This is a genomic window from Streptomyces sp. NPDC050704, from assembly GCF_040654355.1.
Taxonomy (GTDB): Bacteria; Actinomycetota; Actinomycetes; order Streptomycetales; family Streptomycetaceae; genus Streptomyces.
On the sequence record NZ_JBFAHW010000162.1, the window covers coordinates 1 to 19012 of the forward strand.

The window sequence follows — 19012 nt, forward strand, 5'->3', positions numbered from 1 at the left end:
CGTCCGGCGTTTGAGGACGAGGCCGTTCAGGCCGATAGGCGGGGGTCTGGGGGCGCAGCCCCCAGGGATGGGACGGGTAGGGGCGGCGGGGGCGAGGAAAGGCCCCCGGCGACGGACGGAAACCGTCCACCCCCGGGGGCCCACCCGACCAAGCAGCAGGACGACTCGGACGGCTGCTACGACCCCGCCCCCTTCAGCGGCACGTGCTTCACGAACACCGCCGAGACAAGCGCGACCACCGACACAGCAGCCCCCAGCAGAAACGCCGAGTGCGTACCGGAGGACACCGCGTGCTGATACGCCTCCCGCGCAGCCTCCGGCAACTTCGCCAGACTCGCCGCATCCAGCTGCGCGGACCCCTCGGTGACCTTGGACCCGAGCTCCCCGGCCCGCTCGGCCATCACCGCCTGGACCCGGTTGTTGAACAGCGCGCCCATGATGGCGACCCCGAAGGACGACCCGAGCGTACGGAACAAGGTCGTGGAGGAAGACGCGACGCCCATGTCCTCCATCTCGACGCTGTTCTGCGAGACGAGCATGGTGATCTGCATCAGGCAGCCCATGCCCGCACCGACGACAGCCATGTACACGCCGGACGTCAGCCGCGACGTGTCCGTGTCCATGAGTGACAGCAGATACAGCCCGACCACCATCAGCGCACTGCCGACGATCGGGAAGGACTTGTAGTGCCCGGTGCTGGTGGTGACCCGCCCGGCGACCATCGAGGTGACCAGCATCGAGCCGAGCATCGGCAGGAGCAGCAGCCCGGAGTTGGTCGCGGACGCGCCCTGCACGGACTGCTGGTAGAGCGGCAGGAACAGCACCGCACCGAACATCACGAACCCGGTGACGAAGCCGATGATCGACATCAGCGTGAAGTTGCGGCTCCGGAAGATGTGCAGCGGCATGACCGGCGCGACGGCCTTGGTCTGCACGAAGACGAATCCGACGAGCGCGGCGACCCCGATGCCGATCAGCTCCATGATCACGGCGGAGTCCCAGGCGTACTCGGTGCCGCCCCAGGTGGTGACGAGCACGATCGAGGTGATGCCCACGGTCAGCAGCGCGGCGCCCAGGTAGTCGATCCGCGCCTGCGCCCGCTTCCTGGGCAGATGCAGTACGGCACTGATGGCCACCAGGGCTATGACACCGAGCGGCAGGTTGATGTAGAAGGACCAGCGCCAGCCCCAGTGGTCGGTGATGGTGCCGCCGATCAGCGGTCCGCCGATCATGGCGAGCGCCATCACGCCGGCCATCATGCCCTGGTACTTGCCGCGCTCCCGGGGCGGAATCAGATCCCCGATGATCGCCATGACGCCGACCATCAGCCCGCCCGCGCCGAGCCCCTGAACGGCGCGGAACCCGATGAGCTGCCCCATGTCCTGGGCCATCCCGCTCAGCGCCGACCCGATCAGGAAGAGCACGATCGAGGTCATGAAGATGCCCTTGCGCCCGTACATGTCGCCGAGCTTGCCCCAGATCGGGGTGGAGGCGGCGGTCGCGAGCGTGTACGCGGTGACGACCCACGACAGGTGTTCGAGCCCGCCCAGCTCGCCCACGATGGTCGGCATCGCGGTGCCGATGATCATGTTGTCGAGCATCGCGAGCAGCATCGCGATCATCAGCGCGAGGAGGACGACGCGCACACTCCTGGGCTGCTTGCCTCCGTCTTCCACGACCTCGGCCGTATCGGCTGCCTCGGCCGCCTCCGCCCCGTCAGCCACCCTGGCCGCCTCGGTGTCCGCCACTGTCCCCACTCCCCTGGTGCCGAAATGCCACTTACTTGCCGACCGGCAAGTTGACTACACTGGGGGAAGCTAGACCTGTAACTAGCCGGGCGTCAAGTAAGTTTTTCTTTACCCAGGAGGAGCGGCCACGATGGACGGCAGCAGGCAGCGGCGGCGCGGAGACACCCGCCAGCGCATCCAGGACGTGGCCATCGAACTCTTCGCCGAGCAGGGCTACGAGAAGACCTCCCTGCGCGAGATCGCCGAACGGCTGGACGTCACGAAGGCCGCGCTCTACTACCACTTCAAGACCAAGGAAGACATCCTCATCAGCCTCTTCCAGGATCTGACGAGGCCGATGGACGACATGATCGAGTGGGCCAAGGGGCAGCCGCGCACCCTCCGCACCAAGCAGGAACTCCTGAGCCGCTACAGCGAGGCCCTCGCCGACGCGACCCCCCTCTTCCGCTTCATGCAGGAGAACCAGGCGACGGTCCGCGAGCTGAGCGTCGGCGAGACGTTCAAGGACCGCATGCTGGCGATGATGAACCTCATCAGGGAACCGGACGCCCCGCTGACCGACCAGGTGCGATGCGTGAGCGCCCTGTTCACGATGCACGCCGGGCTGTTCGCCCTCAAGGACATAGAGGGCGACCCCGAGGACAAGCGGAAGGCCGTCCTGGAGGTCGCGATCGACCTGGTGACCCAGGCGCACGGCGGCGCGGTCGAGTCCTAGGCTCCGCCCTGGCGAGTCCGAGGCTCCGCCCTAGAGGGTCACGCCCTTGGAGCGCAGGAAGGCGACCGGGTCGACGGCGGAGCCGTAGTTGGCGCTCGTACGGATCTCGAAGTGCAGGTGCGGCCCGCTGGAGTTGCCGGTGTTGCCGGAGAGCGCGATGCGCTGGCCGGTCTTCACGACCTGGCCGGCCCTCACGTTCACCCGGGACAGGTGCGCGTACTGGGAGTACGTACCGTTGCCGTGCTTGATCACGACGGCGTTGCCGTACGCGGGTCCGTCACCGGCGCCGTTGCCGCCGGCCTTCACGACGGTCCCGCCGTGCGCGGCGAAGACCTTGGTGCCGGAGGCCACGGCAAAGTCCTGGCCGGAGTGGGTCGAGGACCACAGGTTGCCGGCCTGGTTGAAGCTGGCGGAGAGCCGGTACTTCTTGACGGGGTCGACCCAGGAGGCGGCCTTCTTGGCGGCGGCCGGCTTGACGGCGGCCCGCGCCGGTACGGAAGCGGCGGCACTCCCCATACTGACACCACTCGCAGCGGCGACCGCGGCCCCGGCTCCCAGTACGGCCGAGGCTCCCAGGCCGACGGCGACGACGGCCGCCCGGGCACGGAGCACGGACGTACGGGGACGGCGGGACGTGGTGCGCTGCGACATGGGGACTACCTCCGGGACGGGGACGGGGGGCGAGGCCGGAACCGCGGACGGAACCGGACATCAACGCACCCGGCGCACTGACGGCGCGCCGGGCGGGGTCCCCCTTGGTAACCCGCGCCCTCGTCATCCCCCAAAACACCGACCTACGATCCCAAGTCGTACTTGACCACGAAACTTCCCACTTCTTGACAGGAGTACCACCTAGCCGGAAAACCTCCGGCTTTTCTCCTGGAAGTCACGTTTACGCCCACTTCAGGACGCCTGCTTCCACGCCGACCCCACCCCTCCGCGTCCACGCCCGCCCTCACCCACACCCTCCCCCGAGCCCCGAACCAAAGGTCCGTTTTGCCCCGGTCGGCGTGACCACTACTCGTCCTAGTACCGGACAAATCGCCTGTGCGTCATGTCACCGGGCGGCAAGATCCGGGGATCGGGGAATGTGGCGCGGGCTACAGAAGGGGCGGGCGGTTCACCTACGCTCGGTGCATGGTCGACGCCGGAGTGCTCGGAGCCCGTATCGCGTCCAGTGCGGTCGCGCCGCTCGTGAAGAGGCTCTTCGTGAAGGACCAGCCGGGTGCCGGGCTGGCGAGCAGGCCGGTACGGATATCGGCACTGGTGTCGTTCGGGCGGGAGAAGCGGAACGTCACGCCGAAGGACGTCGAGAAGATCGCGGACGAGCTGGTCCGCAGGGCGTTGAAGGCGGCGGGCCCCGGAGAACGGCCGGTGCGGGCCGAGGAGGCGGTGGCCGTCAAGCACGCCCTCGGGCACTCGCTCGCGGCGCTCGGAGAGATCACCATCGAGGACTACGAAGCCGTGGCCCTGGGGCCCGAGGAGTTCGCGCGCAGACTCCGGTCGAACACCAACACGGCTGTCGCCTCCTTCGGACTCGGCGGCGACGCCGAACTCCTCTACGAGCAGCTGCTCCACACCGCCTCGCTGCACATCCTGAACTTCTTCACGCAGCGCTCCACCTACATCGCCCGGCAGCAGACCATGCAGAGCCGGCAGCTGGCCCGGCTGGTGCAGGCCGTGGACCTGCTGCTGGAGCGCCTGCCGTCGCAGTCGGTCGAGGACGCGGGATTCGAGGCCCGGTACGCGGACCACATCGCCGGGCGGTACGGCACGCTGACCATCTACGGTCTCGACACCGGCACGAGCGAGTGGTCGCTGGACACGGCGTATCTGAGCCTGGAGGCGACCCGGGAACGCGACGGGCGGGACGACAGGCGGGCCGGCGGACTCCAGATCCCCGCCGAACAGGTGCTGGCGCAGCACGACCAGGTACTGCTGCGCGGCGTCGCCGGATCCGGAAAGACGACCCTCGTCCAGTGGCTCGCGGTGACGGCGGCGAGTCGTACGTACGATCACGGCCTCGCGCACCTGATCGGGCGGGTGCCGTTCGTACTCCCGCTGCGCAGGATCGTGCGCCCGGGGGCGGAGTTCCCGATTCCGGGCGACTTCCTGAAGGCCGTCGGCTGCCCGGTCGCCGGGGAGCAGCCGTCCGGCTGGGTGGAGCGGGTGCTCCGGGCCCAGCGGGGTGTCCTGCTGGTCGACGGGATGGACGAGATCGCCGGTGACCGCCGGGACGCGGCCCGCCGCTGGCTGCGCGAGCTGACCCGGACCTTCCCGGGAAACCTGTGGCTCGTCACCTCGCGCCCCTCGGCCGTTCCGGAGCGGTGGCTGGGCTCGGCGGGCTTCCACGAGCTCACGCTCTCCCCGATGGCACGCGACGACGTCGCCACCTTCGTACGGCGCTGGCACCGGGCCGCCGGAGCGGACGAGGCGGTGGGGGTGTCCCTGCTCCAGGCCGTGCGGACCACGTCCGAGCTGAACCGGCTGGCCACGAATCCGCTGATGTGCGGGATGCTCTGCGCGCTGCACCGGGACCGGCGGGGTTTTCTGCCTCAGGACCGGAAGTCGCTCTACGAGGCCGCGCTGACCATGCTCCTCGAACGGCGGGACCGTGAGCGGGAGTTGGACCATCCCGACGGTCTGCGTATTCCGTACGCCACCCAAGTGCAGTTGCTGCAGAAGCTGGCGTGGTGGCTGATCCGCAACGGCCGGGCGGAGATGGACCGTTCGAATGCGGTGCACATCATCGGGCGGGCGGTGCCCGCGATGAACCTGGACGGCAGCGGGGAGGACGTCTACCGGTCGCTGCTGTTGCGGTCCGGGTTGCTGCGGGAGCCGGCCGAGGGGCGGGTGGACTTCCTGCACCGGACCTTCCAGGACTATCTGGGGGCCCGACTGGCCGTACAGGAGCTGGACTTCGACCTGCTGGTGAACAACTCCGAGCAGGACGAGTGGGAGGACGTCATCCTGCTGGCCATCGCGCACGCGCGGCCGAAAGAGGCTGAGCAGATGCTGCGGCGGCTGGTGGGGCAGGGCACTCCACGCGGAAAGCTGCTGGCCTCGGCGGGGCTGCGGTACGCGGCGGAGGTGGAGCCGTCGGTGCGAGGGCTCGTCGAGCAAGGGGTGAGGTCGCTGGTGCCTCCGCGTGAGCGCTCGGAGGCTGAGGGGCTGGCACGCGCGGGCGGTGATCTGCTGCTGCCCCTTCTGCCGGGTCCGGAGGAAACCGACGGCATAACGACACACCTGGTGGCATGGGCGGCCGCCCAACTGGGCAGCGATGCCGCACTGCACTTCCTGACCCGCTTCCGGGATCACCACGATGAACGGGTCCAGTATGCCCTGGCCTCTTCCTGGCACTACTTCGACCAAGAGCTCTACGCGCGCGAGATCCTCGCGCACATGGTCCGGCAGAGCACGGTGACTGTACGCAACACCGAGGATCTGCACATGCTCCGCTCCATCGGCGGCTGGGCTCACATCATGGTCGCCGGCGCCTACCGGGTCGAGGACCTCACCGAACTCATCGTGCCCGAGCGACTCACCATTCTTCTGTTGGATGCACCCCACCCGGCCGAAGGGCTTGCCTGGCTGTCGGCTTTCCCCAACCTGGCAGAGGTGCACGTGGAAACAGAGGTGAGCGTGACCGTGGCACAGCAGGTGCCGACCGGGGTCAAACTCATCACCCCCAATATCAGCCCGAGTTGACCTACCCTTGACCTACCACAACAGCCCCACCCCAGGGACCCGCATGCCCATGGAGCCCGTTGTCCGCATCACCTCCCCCCTCGCCGCACCCCTCGTACAACGGCTCTTCCGCACACCACCCCCGCAACCCCCCACCACCCCCGAACTGATCGCCGCGATCACCACCTGGCGCGGCCCCGACGCCCCCGCCACCCCGGCCGAAGTCCACCGCACCGCCGCCGAGTTCATCCAGCTCGCCGCCGAGACGCACACCACCCCCACCGCCGAGGTGCCCGCCGTGGCCGACGTCCTGACCCGCACACTCCTGGCGGTCGGCGAACTCGACCTCACCGACGCGGACGCCGTACGGCTTGGACCGCAGGACTACGCGCGCCGGCTCCGAGGGGCCGTCCAGGGCGCGGACCGGGACCTGTCGCCGGACGCGGCCTGGTTCCACGATGCGCTGCTCGTGTCCGTGTGCCTGCACGTCCTGCACCACTTCATCCGGCGTTCCCCGTACATCCAGCGGCAGTTGCCCGAGCGCTCCAGCCGCATCCGCCAGCTCGTCGACCTCAACGACACCGAGGCGGCGGCCCGCCAGCCCGAACGCTCCCAGCAGGACGCGGACTTCGAGGCCGCCTACGTGGCGGAGGTCGTGCGTCAGCACGGCTGGCTGACCATCGTCGGCGTCGACTTCCCGAACGCGCCGGACCGCTGGCTCCTGGAGGACACGTACCTCAGCCTGGAGGCCGAGGAGAGCAGCGGCGGAGGCGGGGACACCGGCGAGCAGCGGACCGTACTGCTCGCGGACCGGGCGCTGGAGGGGCACGAGCGGGTGCTGCTGCGCGGCGTGGCGGGCTCCGGGAAGACGACCCTCGTCCAGTGGCTGGCCGTGGCCGCCGCCCGCGAGGGGGTGCGGGTGCCCTTCGTGCTGCCCGTACGCCGTTTCGCCCGCGAGGGTTTTCCCGCCCCCGACGACCTGCTGCACGCCGTCCGTCACCCGCTCGCCGACCGGGCACCGGAGGGCTGGGTCGTCCGGACGCTGCTCGCGGGCCGCGCCCTGCTCCTGGTCGACGGGATCGACGAGGCCCCGGAGGAGACCCGGCGCGGGCTGCGCGACCAGCTCCGCCGCCTGCTGCGCGTCTTCTCCGGGAACGGCTGCCTGGTCACCTCCCGCCCCTCCGCCGTGGCGGACGGCTGGCTCACGGAGGAGCACCTCTCGGACGAGGGCTTCGCGGAACTGTCGCTCGCGCCGATGTCCCGCGACCAGGTCACGCGGTTCATCCGGGACTGGCACTCGGCGGCGATGAGCGACGAGCACTGCCGGGAGCAGCGGGACCGGGACGAGCTGAAGGAGTACGAGCAGCGGCTGCTGCACTCCGTACGGCTCTACCGCGAACTGCGCCAGCTGGCCACCAACCCCCTGATGTGCGGCCTCATCTGCGCGCTGAACCGGGACCGTTCCGGCTCTCTCCCGCACGGCCGCAAGGAGTTGTACGAGGCGGCGCTGGAGATGCTGCTGCAACGCCGCGACCCGGAGCGGGACGTGCTGTACGCGGACGACGTACGCCTCCAACAGGAGCCGCGGGAACGGCTGTTGCAGAAACTCGCGCACGCCATGGCGGAGGACGGCGTCTCGGAACTCCCGCGCCGACGGGCGGTCTCGATCCTGGACGGCGCGCTGCCCGCCATCCCCGCCGCGCGCGCGGCGGGGGACGGCGAGAAGATCTTCCGGCATCTGCTGCACCGCACCGGGCTGCTGCGCGAACAGGCGGGCCTTTCCGTGGACTTCATCCACCGCACGTTCCAGGACTACCTGGCCGCGAAGGAGATCGTGGCCCGGGGCCGCCTGCGTTCCCTCGTCGACCACGCCCACCAGCCCGAGTGGGAGGAGGTCATCCGCATGGCCGCCGCCCAGGCCCGCCCGGAGGAGTGCGGTGACTTCCTGGAACGGCTGCTGTCCGCGGCGCCCGCGCTGCGCCGGCCCCAGGTGAACCACCGCCGGCTGATGGCCGCGGCCTGCCTGGACCACGTCACCGAGCTCGACCCGGCGGTCCAACGGCTCGTCCACGACCGTACGAAGAACCTCGTACGCCCCACGACCGAACTCGCCGCCCGCAGTCTGGGCTGGGTCGGCCCCATCGTCCTGGAGCTCCTCCCCGACCCCGAACAGGTGCCGGGCGACCAGCAGGCCCTCCTCCTTGCCATCACGGCCACCCGCATCGAGGACGACGCCGCGATCGACTACCTGGCCCGCCTGCGCACCCGCTCCGCCCTGCCGATCCGAACCGAACTCGCCCGCCCCTGGCGGCACTTCGACACGGAACGCTACGCACGCGAGATCATCGCCCACCTCGACCCGGCCGACCTGTACTTCCCCGTCTCGGACACCGCCGAACTCGCCGCCCTGCGTCACCTCGGCGGCCGCCCCCGCGTCCAGGTGGCCGGCGTCATCCCCGCGCCCGACCTCATGAACGGCCTGGCCCACGACCAGCTGACCCACCTCTGGCTCAACGCCGAACCGACCGACCCCGACATGTCCTGGCTCTCCCGCTTCCCCCGACTCCGCGTACTCCGCGTCAATCCCCGCCTGCCACGGGTACGGAACGTGCCGGAGGGGGTGACGATCACGGCGTAGGCACACCCCAAGTCCCCTGGTGGTTCAGAGGGCGTTGACGGCCGAAGGTGCGCGCTCCGTCCGAGCCAGAGCTCGCAGCAACGCTGCTTGGCCGTGCCGACGGGCGGCGAGTCGCGCCAGCAACGTGAGTACGGGATCGAACGCGGCGGCCGGGAGTTCCGGCACGGCGACTCCCACGCTGACGGCCAGGTCGTCCGTGTGAACGGCGAGCTCCATCATCCTCGTCACGAGGAAGTCGTCGAGGCTCAGTGCCCAGCCTGTCTGGGGCATGAACACGACCCGGTCATCCCGAAAGGCCGGGAGGGCGGCCTGCTGCTCGGCGAGCGCGGCGCGGGCACGCGCGCGCAAGGCCTGAGCGCCCTCGGAGGCGATCCCCTCACCCTTCGCCCGGATGCCGGCGTTCACCTCGCCGTCGAGCGGCGCATCGATCCACGCGGCACGCGCGTAGTGCTCAAGAAGCGGGATCGGGGCCTCGTCGGAGGCCGGCTCCCGCAGTGCGGGGCTCACGCTGAAGATCTGGTACGCGAGGTGACCGGCCAAACCGCCGACGGTCATCCCCGCCAACGCGCTGGGCCTCCCCCACAACGCAGCGACTTCCGGCGCGGCCAGCAACGTGACCGCCTGCGCCGCGACGTCCACATACGCGTCCCTGAGACTCATCGAACCCCCGTGATCGATTGCCCCAAGTATTCAGCCCCGACCGAGTTGAAACCAGACCCCTTTGCCCTGGCTCGCGGGGCGTCACCCCCTACCCCTCCAACGGCAACGCCCCGAACACATGCCCCCGCCAAAGCCCTCGCGAGGCCTCCTCCGGATACGCGGCCACCGTCGACGTCACATCGAAGAGCTGGACGAGTCGGCGCTCGACGTCGTACGCGGGCCAGCCAGGTCCCTCCCCCGCCACGAACCCCGTCCAGGCCGCCCGGATCCGTGCCGACAGCCCCTCCGCCTCCGCGGGCGGCGTCTGCCCGAACAGGATCGCGGGCAAGCCGCCGCTCAGGTTGCCGAAGACCAGCGGCACGTCGAGCCCGTGGCAGGCTCCGAGTCCCCCGCCCATGCCCGGCGCGCCCCACGTCAGCTCGTAGAGGTGCGCCCGCCCGCCGCCCGCGATCTGCGCCTCGGCCAGGTGCACTGACGGCATGCGGAACAGCCAGTCGGCGTGGACGCGCTCGTACAGTTCCTCCGGGCCGGCGTCCGGGAACGCGTCGCGGTACGCCTCGCCATCCCCGCTGCCCTTGCCCCGACCCGTACCCGTGCCCGTACCCGGCGCGAACACCCTCAGCGCCTCAGTGGCCTGGGCGGCCGTCACCTCGCCCAGCGTCCCGTCGAGCGCCGTGAACAACCGGTACTCGTCACGGGTGTGGCCGACCACAAGATCGATGTCGCGGGCCGCGCCGGAGGCCAGCGCCTCCCACGGGGCGACCGGCAGCACCTCGCCGTCGACGACGGGTGCGAACGGAATCGACGTGTGCGCCAGCACACCCCACCGCTCCGCGAACCGCTCCATCTTCGCCCCGACCGCGTCCGCCGCCGCGGGCAACCGCCGCGGATCCACCGTGCCCAGGTCGTCCACCGTCGGCCGCAACCCCAGCTCGGCGGCGAATGCCCCGGCGACATCGGCCGCGAGCTCGGCCGAGAAGAACGTGCCCTGCATGCTCTGCGCGACGGCCCGCCGGAAGAGCCCGCGAGCGAGCGGCATCGCGAGCAGCGCGGCCACCGACCCCCCGCCCGCCGACTGACCGACGACGGTGACCCGGTCCGGATCGCCGCCGAAGGCACGGATGTTGTCGCGCACCCACTCCAGCGCGGCGACCTGGTCGAGCAGCCCGCGGTTGGCAGGCGCGCCCTCGATGAGCGCGAACCCCTCGATGCCGACCCGGTAGTTGAGCGTCACCACGACGACGCCGCCCTCCCGCGCCAGCCGGCCGCCGTCGTACTCGGGCAGGCCGGACATCCCGATGGTGTACGCGCCGCCGTGCACCCACACCATCACCGGAAGCCCGGCACCCGGGCCCGGCTCGGGCGTCCAGACGTTGAGCGTCAGCCAGTCGCCGGTGCCCGTCGCGTCCCCGGACGACAGTGCGTCCATGCCGAACGCCGAGGACTGCGGAGGCGGCGGCCCGTACGCCACCGCCTTCCGTACGCCGTCCCAGCCCGGCACGGGCCGTGGCGCGCCGAACCGCAGCGCACCCACCGGCGGCCGGGCGAACGGAATCCCGCGGAACACCGCCGGGCCCGCCGCCGCCCTGGTCCCTCGCACCACTCCTGCTGCCGTACGGACTTCGGGTTCGTCGGCACCCATCGAGGCTCCCTCTGAAGACAGTCCGGGACATGGCGGATCGTCCCGCCGAACGGGCTGCACGGCCACTCATTTCTTGAGCAGGATCTGCCTCCGCCTCTACCTCTGCCGCTGAAATAGCTGCCGTTGGGCCTTATGCGGGGTCTTGAAAGGCCGACTGCGCCGGGGCCACTCTTCCCGCTCTCCCTCAGGGCCCGACACTCACGCATCCGCGATTCACCATGAATGCCTTGAGTTCACCGGACTGCGCGCCTTGCGCCATATGCGTTCGCCAAGGATGCGTCCTACCCGGCATTAAGCGGCTCCGCCTCGACAAATTCACCGGAAACGAAGATCTCTCGGCGACAACGGCTTTGATTCGGGGGGTGCGGTCGATTGCGTTCCGGAAACGGCACACCATGTTCCAGAACCAGCAGCCGCAGAAGCCGCACACCGGCCTATGGCCCAACCCTGCCTGGGCACCGTACAGTTACCCGCCAGTAATCCCTTCGCTTCCCTGCGTCCTCCCCCGCCCATGAGCATGCACTACGGCCCATGTCCCGCAGCGCTCCCATGTGAGAGGAACCCCCCATGACAGGAAGCAGCAGGCGACGCCTCATAGGCGTGACCGCCGCCGCCACGGCCGTCACCGCGGCCCTGATGAGCCCGGCCGTCGCCGCGGCTGGGGCCGCGGCCCCAGCCGCGGTGAGCACCACCGCGACCGCCGCGAGAACCGCCGCCGCGGCGGACGTGGACTACGACACCTGGCAGAAGGACTGCCGGGCCGTCATGGCCCAGGCGCTCCCGTACCTGAAGGAACGCATCGCCAAGGCGTCCTCGGGCGAGAAGCAGGCGATCGTCCTCGACATCGACAACACCGCGCTGGAGACCGACTTCGGCTTCAGCTACCCGCAGCCGGCCAACGCGCCCGTCCTCGAAGCGGCCAAGTACGCGCAGGACCACGGCGTCGCCCTGTTCTTCGTCACCGCACGCCCGGACATCATCAAGTCCGTGACCGAGTACAACCTCAAGAACGTCGGCTACAAGGTCTCCGGCCTGCACGTACGCAACTTCATCGACCTCTTCACGAACGTGGCCGAGTACAAGACCGCCCAGCGCGTGGCCATCGAGGCCAAGGGCTACACGATCATCGCGAACATCGGCAACAGCGCCACCGACCTGTCGGGCGGGCACGCCGAGAAGACGTACAAGCTGCCGGACTACGACGGCCAGCTGTCGTAACCGCATAACCGCGTACCCGCTGAAGCAGGACGAAGGGGCCGGTGCCTTGTCGGCACCGGCCCCTTCGTCGTTCTCAGTCGTGCTCAGGCGAGCCCCCGGAGGGTCACGCCTCCTTGCTCAGGTTGGGACCGGCAGCCCCGCCGGCGGCCTGCTCGATCGGCGGGACGTCCGGCAGCGCCGACTTCTCCTCGCCGCGGAAGGTGAAGGTCTTGGCCTCACCCTCGCCCTCCGTGTCGACGACCACGATGTGACCGGGGCGCAGCTCACCGAAGAGGATCTTCTCCGACAGGCTGTCCTCGACCTCGCGCTGGATCGTGCGACGCAGCGGACGCGCGCCGAGCACCGGGTCGTAACCCTTGGTGGCCAGCAGCTCCTTCGCGGACTGGGAGAGCTCGATGCCCATGTCCCGGTCCTTGAGGCGCTCGTCCACCTTGCCGATCATCAGGTCGACGATCTGCAGGATGTCGCCCTGGGTCAGCTGCGGGAAGACGACCACGTCGTCCACGCGGTTGAGGAACTCGGGCCGGAAGTGCTGCTTCAGCTCGTCCGAGACCTTGTTCTTCATGCGCTCGTAGTTGGACTTCGTGTCACCCATGGCCGCGAAGCCCAGGTTGAAGCCCTTGGAGATGTCCCGGGTGCCGAGGTTGGTCGTCATGATGATGACCGTGTTCTTGAAGTCCACGACCCGGCCCTGGGAGTCGGTCAGGCGACCGTCCTCCAGGATCTGCAGCAGCGAGTTGAAGATGTCCGGGTGGGCCTTCTCGACCTCGTCGAAGAGGACCACCGAGAACGGCTTGCGCCGCACCTTCTCCGTCAGCTGGCCGCCCTCTTCGTAGCCCACGTAACCGGGGGGCGAACCGAAGAGACGCGACACCGTGTGCTTCTCGCTGAACTCCGACATGTCGAGGGAGATCAGCGCGTCCTCGTCACCGAAGAGGAACTCGGCGAGCGCCTTGGACAGCTCGGTCTTACCGACACCGGACGGACCGGCGAAGATGAACGAACCACCCGGACGCTTCGGGTCCTTCAGACCGGCGCGCGTACGCCGGATCGCCTTCGAGAGCGCCTTGACGGCGTCCTTCTGGCCGATGACCCGCTTGTGGAGCTCGTCCTCCATGCGCAGCAGGCGCGAGGACTCCTCCTCGGTCAGCTTGAAGACCGGGATGCCGGTGGCGGTCGCGAGGACCTCGGCGATCAGCTCGCCGTCGACCTCGGCGACGACGTCCATGTCGCCGGCCTTCCACTCCTTCTCCCGCTTGGCCTTGGCGGCCAGGAGCTGCTTCTCCTTGTCGCGGAGGGAGGCGGCCTTCTCGAAGTCCTGCGAGTCGATCGCGGACTCCTTGTCGCGGCGGACGCCGGCGATCTTCTCGTCGAACTCGCGGAGGTCCGGCGGCGCGGTCATCCGGCGGATACGCATCCGGGAGCCGGCCTCGTCGATCAGGTCGATCGCCTTGTCCGGCAGGAAGCGGTCCGAGATGTACCGGTCGGCGAGCGTCGCCGCCTGCACGAGGGCCTCGTCCGTGATGGACACACGGTGGTGCGCCTCGTAGCGGTCGCGCAGACCCTTGAGGATCTCGATGGTGTGCGGCAGCGACGGCTCCGCGACCTGGATGGGCTGGAAGCGGCGCTCGAGCGCGGCGTCCTTCTCCAGGTGCTTGCGGTACTCGTCGAGCGTGGTCGCACCGATGGTCTGGAGCTCACCACGGGCCAGCATCGGCTTCAGGATCGAAGCGGCGTCAATGGCGCCCTCGGCGGCACCCGCACCGACCAGCGTGTGCAGCTCGTCGATGAACAGGATGATGTCGCCGCGGGTGCGGATCTCCTTGAGGACCTTCTTCAGGCGCTCCTCGAAGTCACCGCGGTAGCGCGAGCCGGCGACCAGCGCGCCCAGGTCGAGGGTGTAGAGGTGCTTGTCCTTGAGGGTCTCGGGCACCTCGCCCTTGACGATGGCCTGCGCCAGGCCCTCGACGACGGCGGTCTTGCCGACGCCGGGCTCGCCGATGAGCACCGGGTTGTTCTTCGTGCGGCGGGACAGCACCTGCATGACCCGCTCGATCTCCTTCTCGCGCCCGATGACCGGGTCGAGCTTGGACTCACGAGCGGCCTGGGTGAGGTTCCGGCCGAACTGGTCGAGGACCAGGGACGTCGAGGGCGTGCCCTCGGCAGGGCCGCCGGCGGCGGCGGTCTCCTTGCCCTGGTAGCCGGAGAGCAGCTGGATGACCTGCTGCCGCACCCGGTTGAGATCAGCACCCAGCTTGACCAGGACCTGGGCGGCGACGCCCTCGCCCTCCCGGATCAGGCCGAGCAGGATGTGCTCCGTGCCGATGTAGTTGTGGCCCAGCTGAAGAGCCTCGCGGAGCGACAGCTCCAGGACCTTCTTGGCACGGGGGGTGAAGGGGATGTGCCCGGACGGGGCCTGCTGCCCCTGCCCGATGATCTCCTCCACCTGCTGGCGGACCGCCTCGAGCGAAATCCCGAGGCTCTCCAGGGCCTTAGCGGCGACACCCTCACCCTCGTGGATCAGGCCCAGGAGGATGTGCTCGGTGCCGATGTAGTTGTGGTTGAGCATCCGGGCTTCTTCCTGAGCCAGGACGACAACCCGCCGCGCGCGGTCGGTGAACCTCTCGAACATCGTTAATCGCTCCTCAGAGCGGTCAGGCAGTAAGGGGACGCTCCCCTCCCTGTCCTTCCGCAGCTTAGTCCCGCAAGCGGGGACCGCTCATTCCAACTGCCGACACCATCCTTGGCCTCCTGACCCGGAAAGCCGACATCTGCTCCAACCTGATGGTGCGAGACGATGTTCCCGCAGGCCAGGCAGATACCCTCACCATCTGTACGCCGATGGCGAACGTGAGATGCCCGATCCATGCGTGTCGCCCCTCCCACTAGGGATGTCTTACCCGTACGCACTGACACTCCATGCCACACGCACCGGTTCCCTCCGCTACGGGCGAACACCCTTGCGCCGCCGACCACCCCGGCACGGTCCCGTTTCGGCCACCCTGCGCATCGGCAAGACCACCCAGCGTAACTCGAACGCCCTTCGGACGGTTGGTTCTGCATGGTTCCCACCGTCCTCTCCGTCCCCTTTCCCCGTCGGCCGCTCGATGCGAGCGATCCCGTCCGGCACTGGTACGAGAACGAACTGGGCTGGGCCACCGTGCCCGGCCTGCCCGGTCAACCTGCCGTAGAACTGCTGACGGGGCTGCGTTTCGACGTCCTGGACGTGCCGGCGCAGGCGGGATACGCGGCGCTTCGGCATCTGCGGCCGGGCTCTCCGGTGGCCGTACGGGCGGACCGGATGCGGCTGCTGGTGGCCGCGGGAAGCGCGGACGAGCTGCCGGGGCTGCTGGAATGGCTGGAGTGGGGCACTCTCGCGCTCGACCTCGAAGCGGTCGGCGCGGGCGGGCGCGTCGAGGCACCGCTGCCGCCGGGCCCGGACCGCGCTCAGAACAGCTCGCAGGGGGCCGCCGTGTGGCTGCGACCCCCTGAGCCTGGCTGCGAGGTGGAGCCGTCGTTGCCGACGATGTCGGCGCTGGGCGGGGGCGTTGGGGGCGCCCCCGATCTCGTACGACTCGTGGACACGATGGCGACGGAGTGCCACCGCATCCGGCTGCGCCGTTCCTGTGGTCAGCCGTTGGCCTTCTCGTAGGCCTCGCGAATGGACGCCGGAACGCGGCCACGGTCATTGACCTCGTAACCGTTCTCCTTCGCCCACGCGCGGATCTGCGCGGTGTCCTGACTCCCACCGGTAGCGGCGCGCGCTTTCCCACGGCCACCCGAAGCGCGGCCTCCGGTACGACGACCGCCCTTCACGTACGCCTCGAGAAGTCCACGGAGCTTGTCCGCATTGGCAGTCGTGAGATCGATCTCGTACGTCTTGCCGTCCAGCGCGAACGTCACCGTCTCGTCCGCCTCGCCACCGTCGAGGTCGTCGACAAGAAGGACCTGAACCTTCTGTGCCACCGGATTTCCTTTCATCGATATCTTCAGGGCCGAGGGCCTGCGGCGGTTGCCGCTGTTTCACGTCCCCTGTTATATGCACTACTGCAGTACGTCGGAAAGCAAACCGCTTTTGCCGGAAAAACACAAACCCCCGGGAGAGACCGACAGGACCGGGAAGACCGGAAACGTGCGCGTTTCGGACATAGGCCCCCTGGGCAAGGGGGACCTTGGTTGTGCCGGGGTAATACGCACCGGCGATCACAGATGCAGAAGCATCCGACTGTTGCCCAAGGTGTTGGGTTTCACTCGTTCGAGACCCAGGAACTCGGCCACGCCCTCGTCATAGGAACGCAGCAGCTCTGCGTAGACATCGGTGTCCACCGGCGTCTCACCGATCTCCACGAAGCCGTGCTTCGCGAAGAAGTCGACTTCGAAGGTCAGGCAGAATACCCGGCGAACGCCGAGCCAGCGGGCGGTCTGCAGCAACTTCTCCAGCAACTGATGGCCGACGCCGGCACCCTTGAGCGCCGGGTTCACCGCGAGAGTACGGACTTCCGCGAGGTCTTCCCACATCACGTGCAGAGCTCCACAGGCCACGACCTCGGTACTCGAGCCGTCGTCCCGTTCCACCACCCAGAACTCCTGGACATCCTCGTAAAGCGTCACCGTCGCTTTGTCGAGCAGGATGCCACCGCGGACGTACGCGTCAAGCAGGCGGCGAACCGCCGGAACATCGCTGGTCCTGGCCCGGCGGACGGTGAGGGCTTTAGCGGGGACTTCGGGCTGCTCTGCTGGCATGACCGGACGCTATCGCCCGGTGCCGCCCTCGACGGCGGCGGGGTTCTCGGGGGCCGGGTTCTCCGCCGCGGGGGTTTCGGGTCCCTGGACCATACGCACGGCATCGCGCAGTGCTTCACGCTCTTCCGGGGACATCATGCCGAAGAAGGCGACGAGAGCGGCGGCCTGGTTGTCGCTCTGCGACCAGGCCTCGTTCATCAGCGCGGCCGCGTAGGCGGCACGGGTGGAGACCGCCTCATATCGATAGGCCCGGCCTTCCGCTTCGCGGCGTACCCAGCCCTTCTGATGGAGATTGTCCAAAACGGTCATCACCGTGGTGTACGCGATGGACCGCTCCTGCTGAAGGTCTTCCAGGACTTCCCGAACGGTCACCGGGCGGTTCCACTTCCACACCCGCGTCATCACCGCGTCTTCGAGTTCTCCCAATGGGCGAGGCACAGTTCAGAACAATAGTGGGAGATCCCGCCAATGACGTGGCGGACATGGCTTTGAATGACAAATAGTCACAAAAAGGGCGTACGACTCGAAGTTCTGACGAGTCGTACGCCCTTGGGGAGCATCCGGAGCGACCGCTCCACGCCCGCCCGAGACTTCAGGCGTCGGTGCCGCGGGAGGCCTGGCGGATGTTCTCCGCGCGCGCGATCGCCGCGTCGGCGACCGCGTCCTCCTTGGCCTTGTTGGCCCCGCCCTGGGACTTCACGATCGTCACGATCAGACCGGTGAAGAACACGGCCATCACTACCGGGGGCACGAGCGCGGAGACGTAGTCCATGCCGTCCAGAGTAGCCAGGACTTGTGCGGCGGGTCGTCGGGGGTGGGCATGAGGCGATGCGGTCCGACTAACCCGCCGCGAGCTGCCGCGGCGGATCGGCGGGCGGGGCGGGCGGCTTGCGCCTGGGCGGGAAGACCTCACCGGGAGTCGGGATGGGCCGGTCCTTCGGCCGGACGGGCTGGGGCGCCGGCTTCTCGGCAGGCTTTTCCGCAGGCTTCTTACCTGGGTCCTCAGCGCCCGCACGCGCGCGTGCGGGCGCACCGGCTGCGAGGCCACCGGGGAGGGCCGTAAGTCGGATCCGGGTACCCGCGACGCCTGTACCGGTGCTTGCACCCGTCCGCGAGGCCGGGACGGTGCGGACGGCCAGGCGAGTTCGCACGTCCTGCTCCCCAAGGGCGTGGCACCGAGTGAGGAGGGTGGCTGCGACGGGGTTGCCGCGCAGGGCGCGCAGGGCGGCGTGGTCGTCGGGCTGCGGGCGGTAGCCGGCGCCCAGGGCCTCCTCCAGAAGCGTCAGGTAGCCGGCTGCCGTGCCGGGCAGTGCGGCTCGGTAGCGGGCGAGGTCGGCCAGCAGGAAGGCGCGCAGCCGGGCGCCCTCGCGGGCCGCCTCGTTGACTGCCTCCGCCAGGCGGAGGCAGTCCTGGACGTCCTCCGCCGAGGCGGGGCTGGGGTGAAGGGCGAGAGCGAGCGCACGTCGGAGCACTCGCAGCTCCTCCGCACCGAACGCCATGCCGCCGCGGGATCCGTAAGGCGTGGGCATGACCGCGACGATACGCGCTAATCAGACAAAACCCGTAGAACGGGTGGAGGTGGCGTGGCGGGGCTTCCTGTCCACGTGCGGGCCGGTGGGGGCCGCTCGCGCAGTTCCCCGCGCCCCTAAAGGACTGGGGTGGCTTGGGTTGGTTTGTACCGTGCGGGTCGGCTGTGGCTTGTCGCGCAGTTCCCCGCGCCCCTGAAAAGACCAAAGACCGGGGGCCTTGGGACGGTGTTCACACTGCGGGCCGGTGGGGGCTGGGTGCGCAGTTCCCCGCGCCCCTAAAAGACAAAAGACTGGGCCGGGGTCTGCACTGCAGGCCCCACTCAGCCGCTGTCGGCTCTCCGGCGTGAGGGGTCGTGTCGGGGTGTCCGATCGCCGCGGCAACTCAGCTTCAGCTGAATATCCCAGAGCGGCGATCGGATACCCCGTCGCGGC

Annotated in this window: 15 protein-coding genes; 5 read left to right on the plus strand and 10 right to left on the minus strand. The window is 69.2% G+C overall.

The genetic code is table 11. The annotated features are described in order from the left end of the window. Positions 1–176: 176 nt before the first annotated feature. Positions 177–1724, minus strand: coding sequence for an MDR family MFS transporter (locus AB0I18_RS47350; protein WP_363112058.1), 1548 nt, complete (start codon positions 1722–1724; stop codon positions 177–179). A gap of 154 nt (positions 1725–1878) precedes the next feature. On the opposite strand from AB0I18_RS47350, the gene AB0I18_RS47355 reads away from it, so the two are divergent. Continuing rightward, a complete protein-coding gene (locus AB0I18_RS47355; RefSeq protein ID WP_363112046.1) occupies positions 1879–2463 on the plus strand; it encodes a helix-turn-helix domain-containing protein in 585 nt (194 codons plus the stop codon). Between the two features lie 30 nt (positions 2464–2493). On the opposite strand, the gene AB0I18_RS47360 is transcribed toward AB0I18_RS47355, so the two are convergent. Continuing rightward, complete coding sequence (locus tag AB0I18_RS47360; RefSeq protein ID WP_363112047.1) at positions 2494–3114, minus strand: M23 family metallopeptidase; 621 nt, start codon at positions 3112–3114, stop codon at positions 2494–2496. A 486-nt stretch (positions 3115–3600) separates the two neighbouring features. On the opposite strand from AB0I18_RS47360, the gene AB0I18_RS47365 reads away from it, so the two are divergent. Both AB0I18_RS47365 and AB0I18_RS47370 read left to right on the plus strand, forming a co-directional pair. Continuing rightward, positions 3601–6171 carry an NACHT domain-containing protein gene (locus AB0I18_RS47365; protein WP_363112048.1) on the plus strand — a complete coding sequence of 857 codons (2571 nt, stop codon included), beginning with the start codon at positions 3601–3603 and terminating at the stop codon, positions 6169–6171. 49 nt (positions 6172–6220) lie between these two features. Beyond that, positions 6221–8788, plus strand: a complete 2568-nt coding sequence (locus tag AB0I18_RS47370) for an NACHT domain-containing protein (RefSeq protein WP_363112049.1) — start codon at positions 6221–6223, stop codon at positions 8786–8788. A gap of 24 nt (positions 8789–8812) precedes the next feature. On the opposite strand, the gene AB0I18_RS47375 is transcribed toward AB0I18_RS47370, so the two are convergent. Continuing rightward, positions 8813–9448, minus strand: a complete 636-nt coding sequence (locus AB0I18_RS47375) for a maleylpyruvate isomerase N-terminal domain-containing protein (protein ID WP_363112050.1) — start codon at positions 9446–9448, stop codon at positions 8813–8815. An 88-nt stretch (positions 9449–9536) separates the two neighbouring features. Beyond that, positions 9537–11090 (minus strand): carboxylesterase family protein, encoded by a 1554-nt coding sequence (locus AB0I18_RS47380; protein WP_363112051.1) that lies wholly within the window; start codon positions 11088–11090, stop codon positions 9537–9539. Between the two features lie 567 nt (positions 11091–11657). Here AB0I18_RS47380 and AB0I18_RS47385 point away from each other — a divergent pair. Next, positions 11658–12308, plus strand: a complete 651-nt coding sequence (locus AB0I18_RS47385) for an HAD family acid phosphatase (RefSeq protein WP_363112052.1) — start codon at positions 11658–11660, stop codon at positions 12306–12308. Between the two features lie 103 nt (positions 12309–12411). Here the strand turns inward: AB0I18_RS47385 and AB0I18_RS47390 are convergent, their stop codons facing one another. Next, positions 12412–14940, minus strand: a complete 2529-nt coding sequence (locus tag AB0I18_RS47390) for an ATP-dependent Clp protease ATP-binding subunit (RefSeq protein ID WP_363112053.1) — start codon at positions 14938–14940, stop codon at positions 12412–12414. A gap of 429 nt (positions 14941–15369) precedes the next feature. On the opposite strand from AB0I18_RS47390, the gene AB0I18_RS47395 reads away from it, so the two are divergent. Next, positions 15370–15960, plus strand: coding sequence for an SCO3374 family protein (locus AB0I18_RS47395; protein WP_363112054.1), 591 nt, complete (start codon positions 15370–15372; stop codon positions 15958–15960). Here the strand turns inward: AB0I18_RS47395 and AB0I18_RS47400 are convergent. The 5 genes from AB0I18_RS47400 to AB0I18_RS47420 form a co-directional block, all read right to left on the minus strand. After that, complete coding sequence (locus AB0I18_RS47400) at positions 15939–16274, minus strand: Lsr2 family protein (RefSeq protein ID WP_055512928.1); 336 nt, start codon at positions 16272–16274, stop codon at positions 15939–15941. The genes AB0I18_RS47395 and AB0I18_RS47400 overlap by 22 nt on opposite strands. Positions 16275–16511: 237 nt before the next feature. Next, positions 16512–17051 (minus strand): amino-acid N-acetyltransferase, encoded by a 540-nt coding sequence (locus tag AB0I18_RS47405; RefSeq protein ID WP_363112055.1) that lies wholly within the window; start codon positions 17049–17051, stop codon positions 16512–16514. Between the two features lie 9 nt (positions 17052–17060). Continuing rightward, positions 17061–17489: a BlaI/MecI/CopY family transcriptional regulator gene (locus tag AB0I18_RS47410; RefSeq protein ID WP_363112056.1), complete on the minus strand. Its 429-nt coding sequence runs from the start codon at positions 17487–17489 to the stop codon at positions 17061–17063. A gap of 154 nt (positions 17490–17643) precedes the next feature. Beyond that, positions 17644–17823: a hypothetical protein gene (locus AB0I18_RS47415; protein WP_363112057.1), complete on the minus strand. Its 180-nt coding sequence runs from the start codon at positions 17821–17823 to the stop codon at positions 17644–17646. A 67-nt stretch (positions 17824–17890) separates the two neighbouring features. Beyond that, positions 17891–18550 (minus strand): hypothetical protein, encoded by a 660-nt coding sequence (locus tag AB0I18_RS47420; protein ID WP_363112059.1) that lies wholly within the window; start codon positions 18548–18550, stop codon positions 17891–17893. Positions 18551–19012 lie beyond the last annotated feature (462 nt).

Coding starts and splice junctions, on each gene's coding strand:
- AB0I18_RS47355 (WP_363112046.1), top strand. CDS start 1,879: ATGGACGGCAGCAGGCAGCGGCGGCGCGGAGACACCCGCCAGCGCATC.
- AB0I18_RS47360 (WP_363112047.1), bottom strand. CDS start 3,114: ATGTCGCAGCGCACCACGTCCCGCCGTCCCCGTACGTCCGTGCTCCGT.
- AB0I18_RS47365 (WP_363112048.1), top strand. CDS start 3,601: ATGGTCGACGCCGGAGTGCTCGGAGCCCGTATCGCGTCCAGTGCGGTC.
- AB0I18_RS47370 (WP_363112049.1), top strand. CDS start 6,221: ATGGAGCCCGTTGTCCGCATCACCTCCCCCCTCGCCGCACCCCTCGTA.
- AB0I18_RS47375 (WP_363112050.1), bottom strand. CDS start 9,448: ATGAGTCTCAGGGACGCGTATGTGGACGTCGCGGCGCAGGCGGTCACG.
- AB0I18_RS47380 (WP_363112051.1), bottom strand. CDS start 11,090: ATGGGTGCCGACGAACCCGAAGTCCGTACGGCAGCAGGAGTGGTGCGA.
- AB0I18_RS47385 (WP_363112052.1), top strand. CDS start 11,658: ATGACAGGAAGCAGCAGGCGACGCCTCATAGGCGTGACCGCCGCCGCC.
- AB0I18_RS47390 (WP_363112053.1), bottom strand. CDS start 14,940: ATGTTCGAGAGGTTCACCGACCGCGCGCGGCGGGTTGTCGTCCTGGCT.
- AB0I18_RS47395 (WP_363112054.1), top strand. CDS start 15,370: ATGGTTCCCACCGTCCTCTCCGTCCCCTTTCCCCGTCGGCCGCTCGAT.
- AB0I18_RS47405 (WP_363112055.1), bottom strand. CDS start 17,051: ATGCCAGCAGAGCAGCCCGAAGTCCCCGCTAAAGCCCTCACCGTCCGC.
- AB0I18_RS47415 (WP_363112057.1), bottom strand. CDS start 17,823: ATGGACTACGTCTCCGCGCTCGTGCCCCCGGTAGTGATGGCCGTGTTC.
- AB0I18_RS47420 (WP_363112059.1), bottom strand. CDS start 18,550: ATGGCGTTCGGTGCGGAGGAGCTGCGAGTGCTCCGACGTGCGCTCGCT.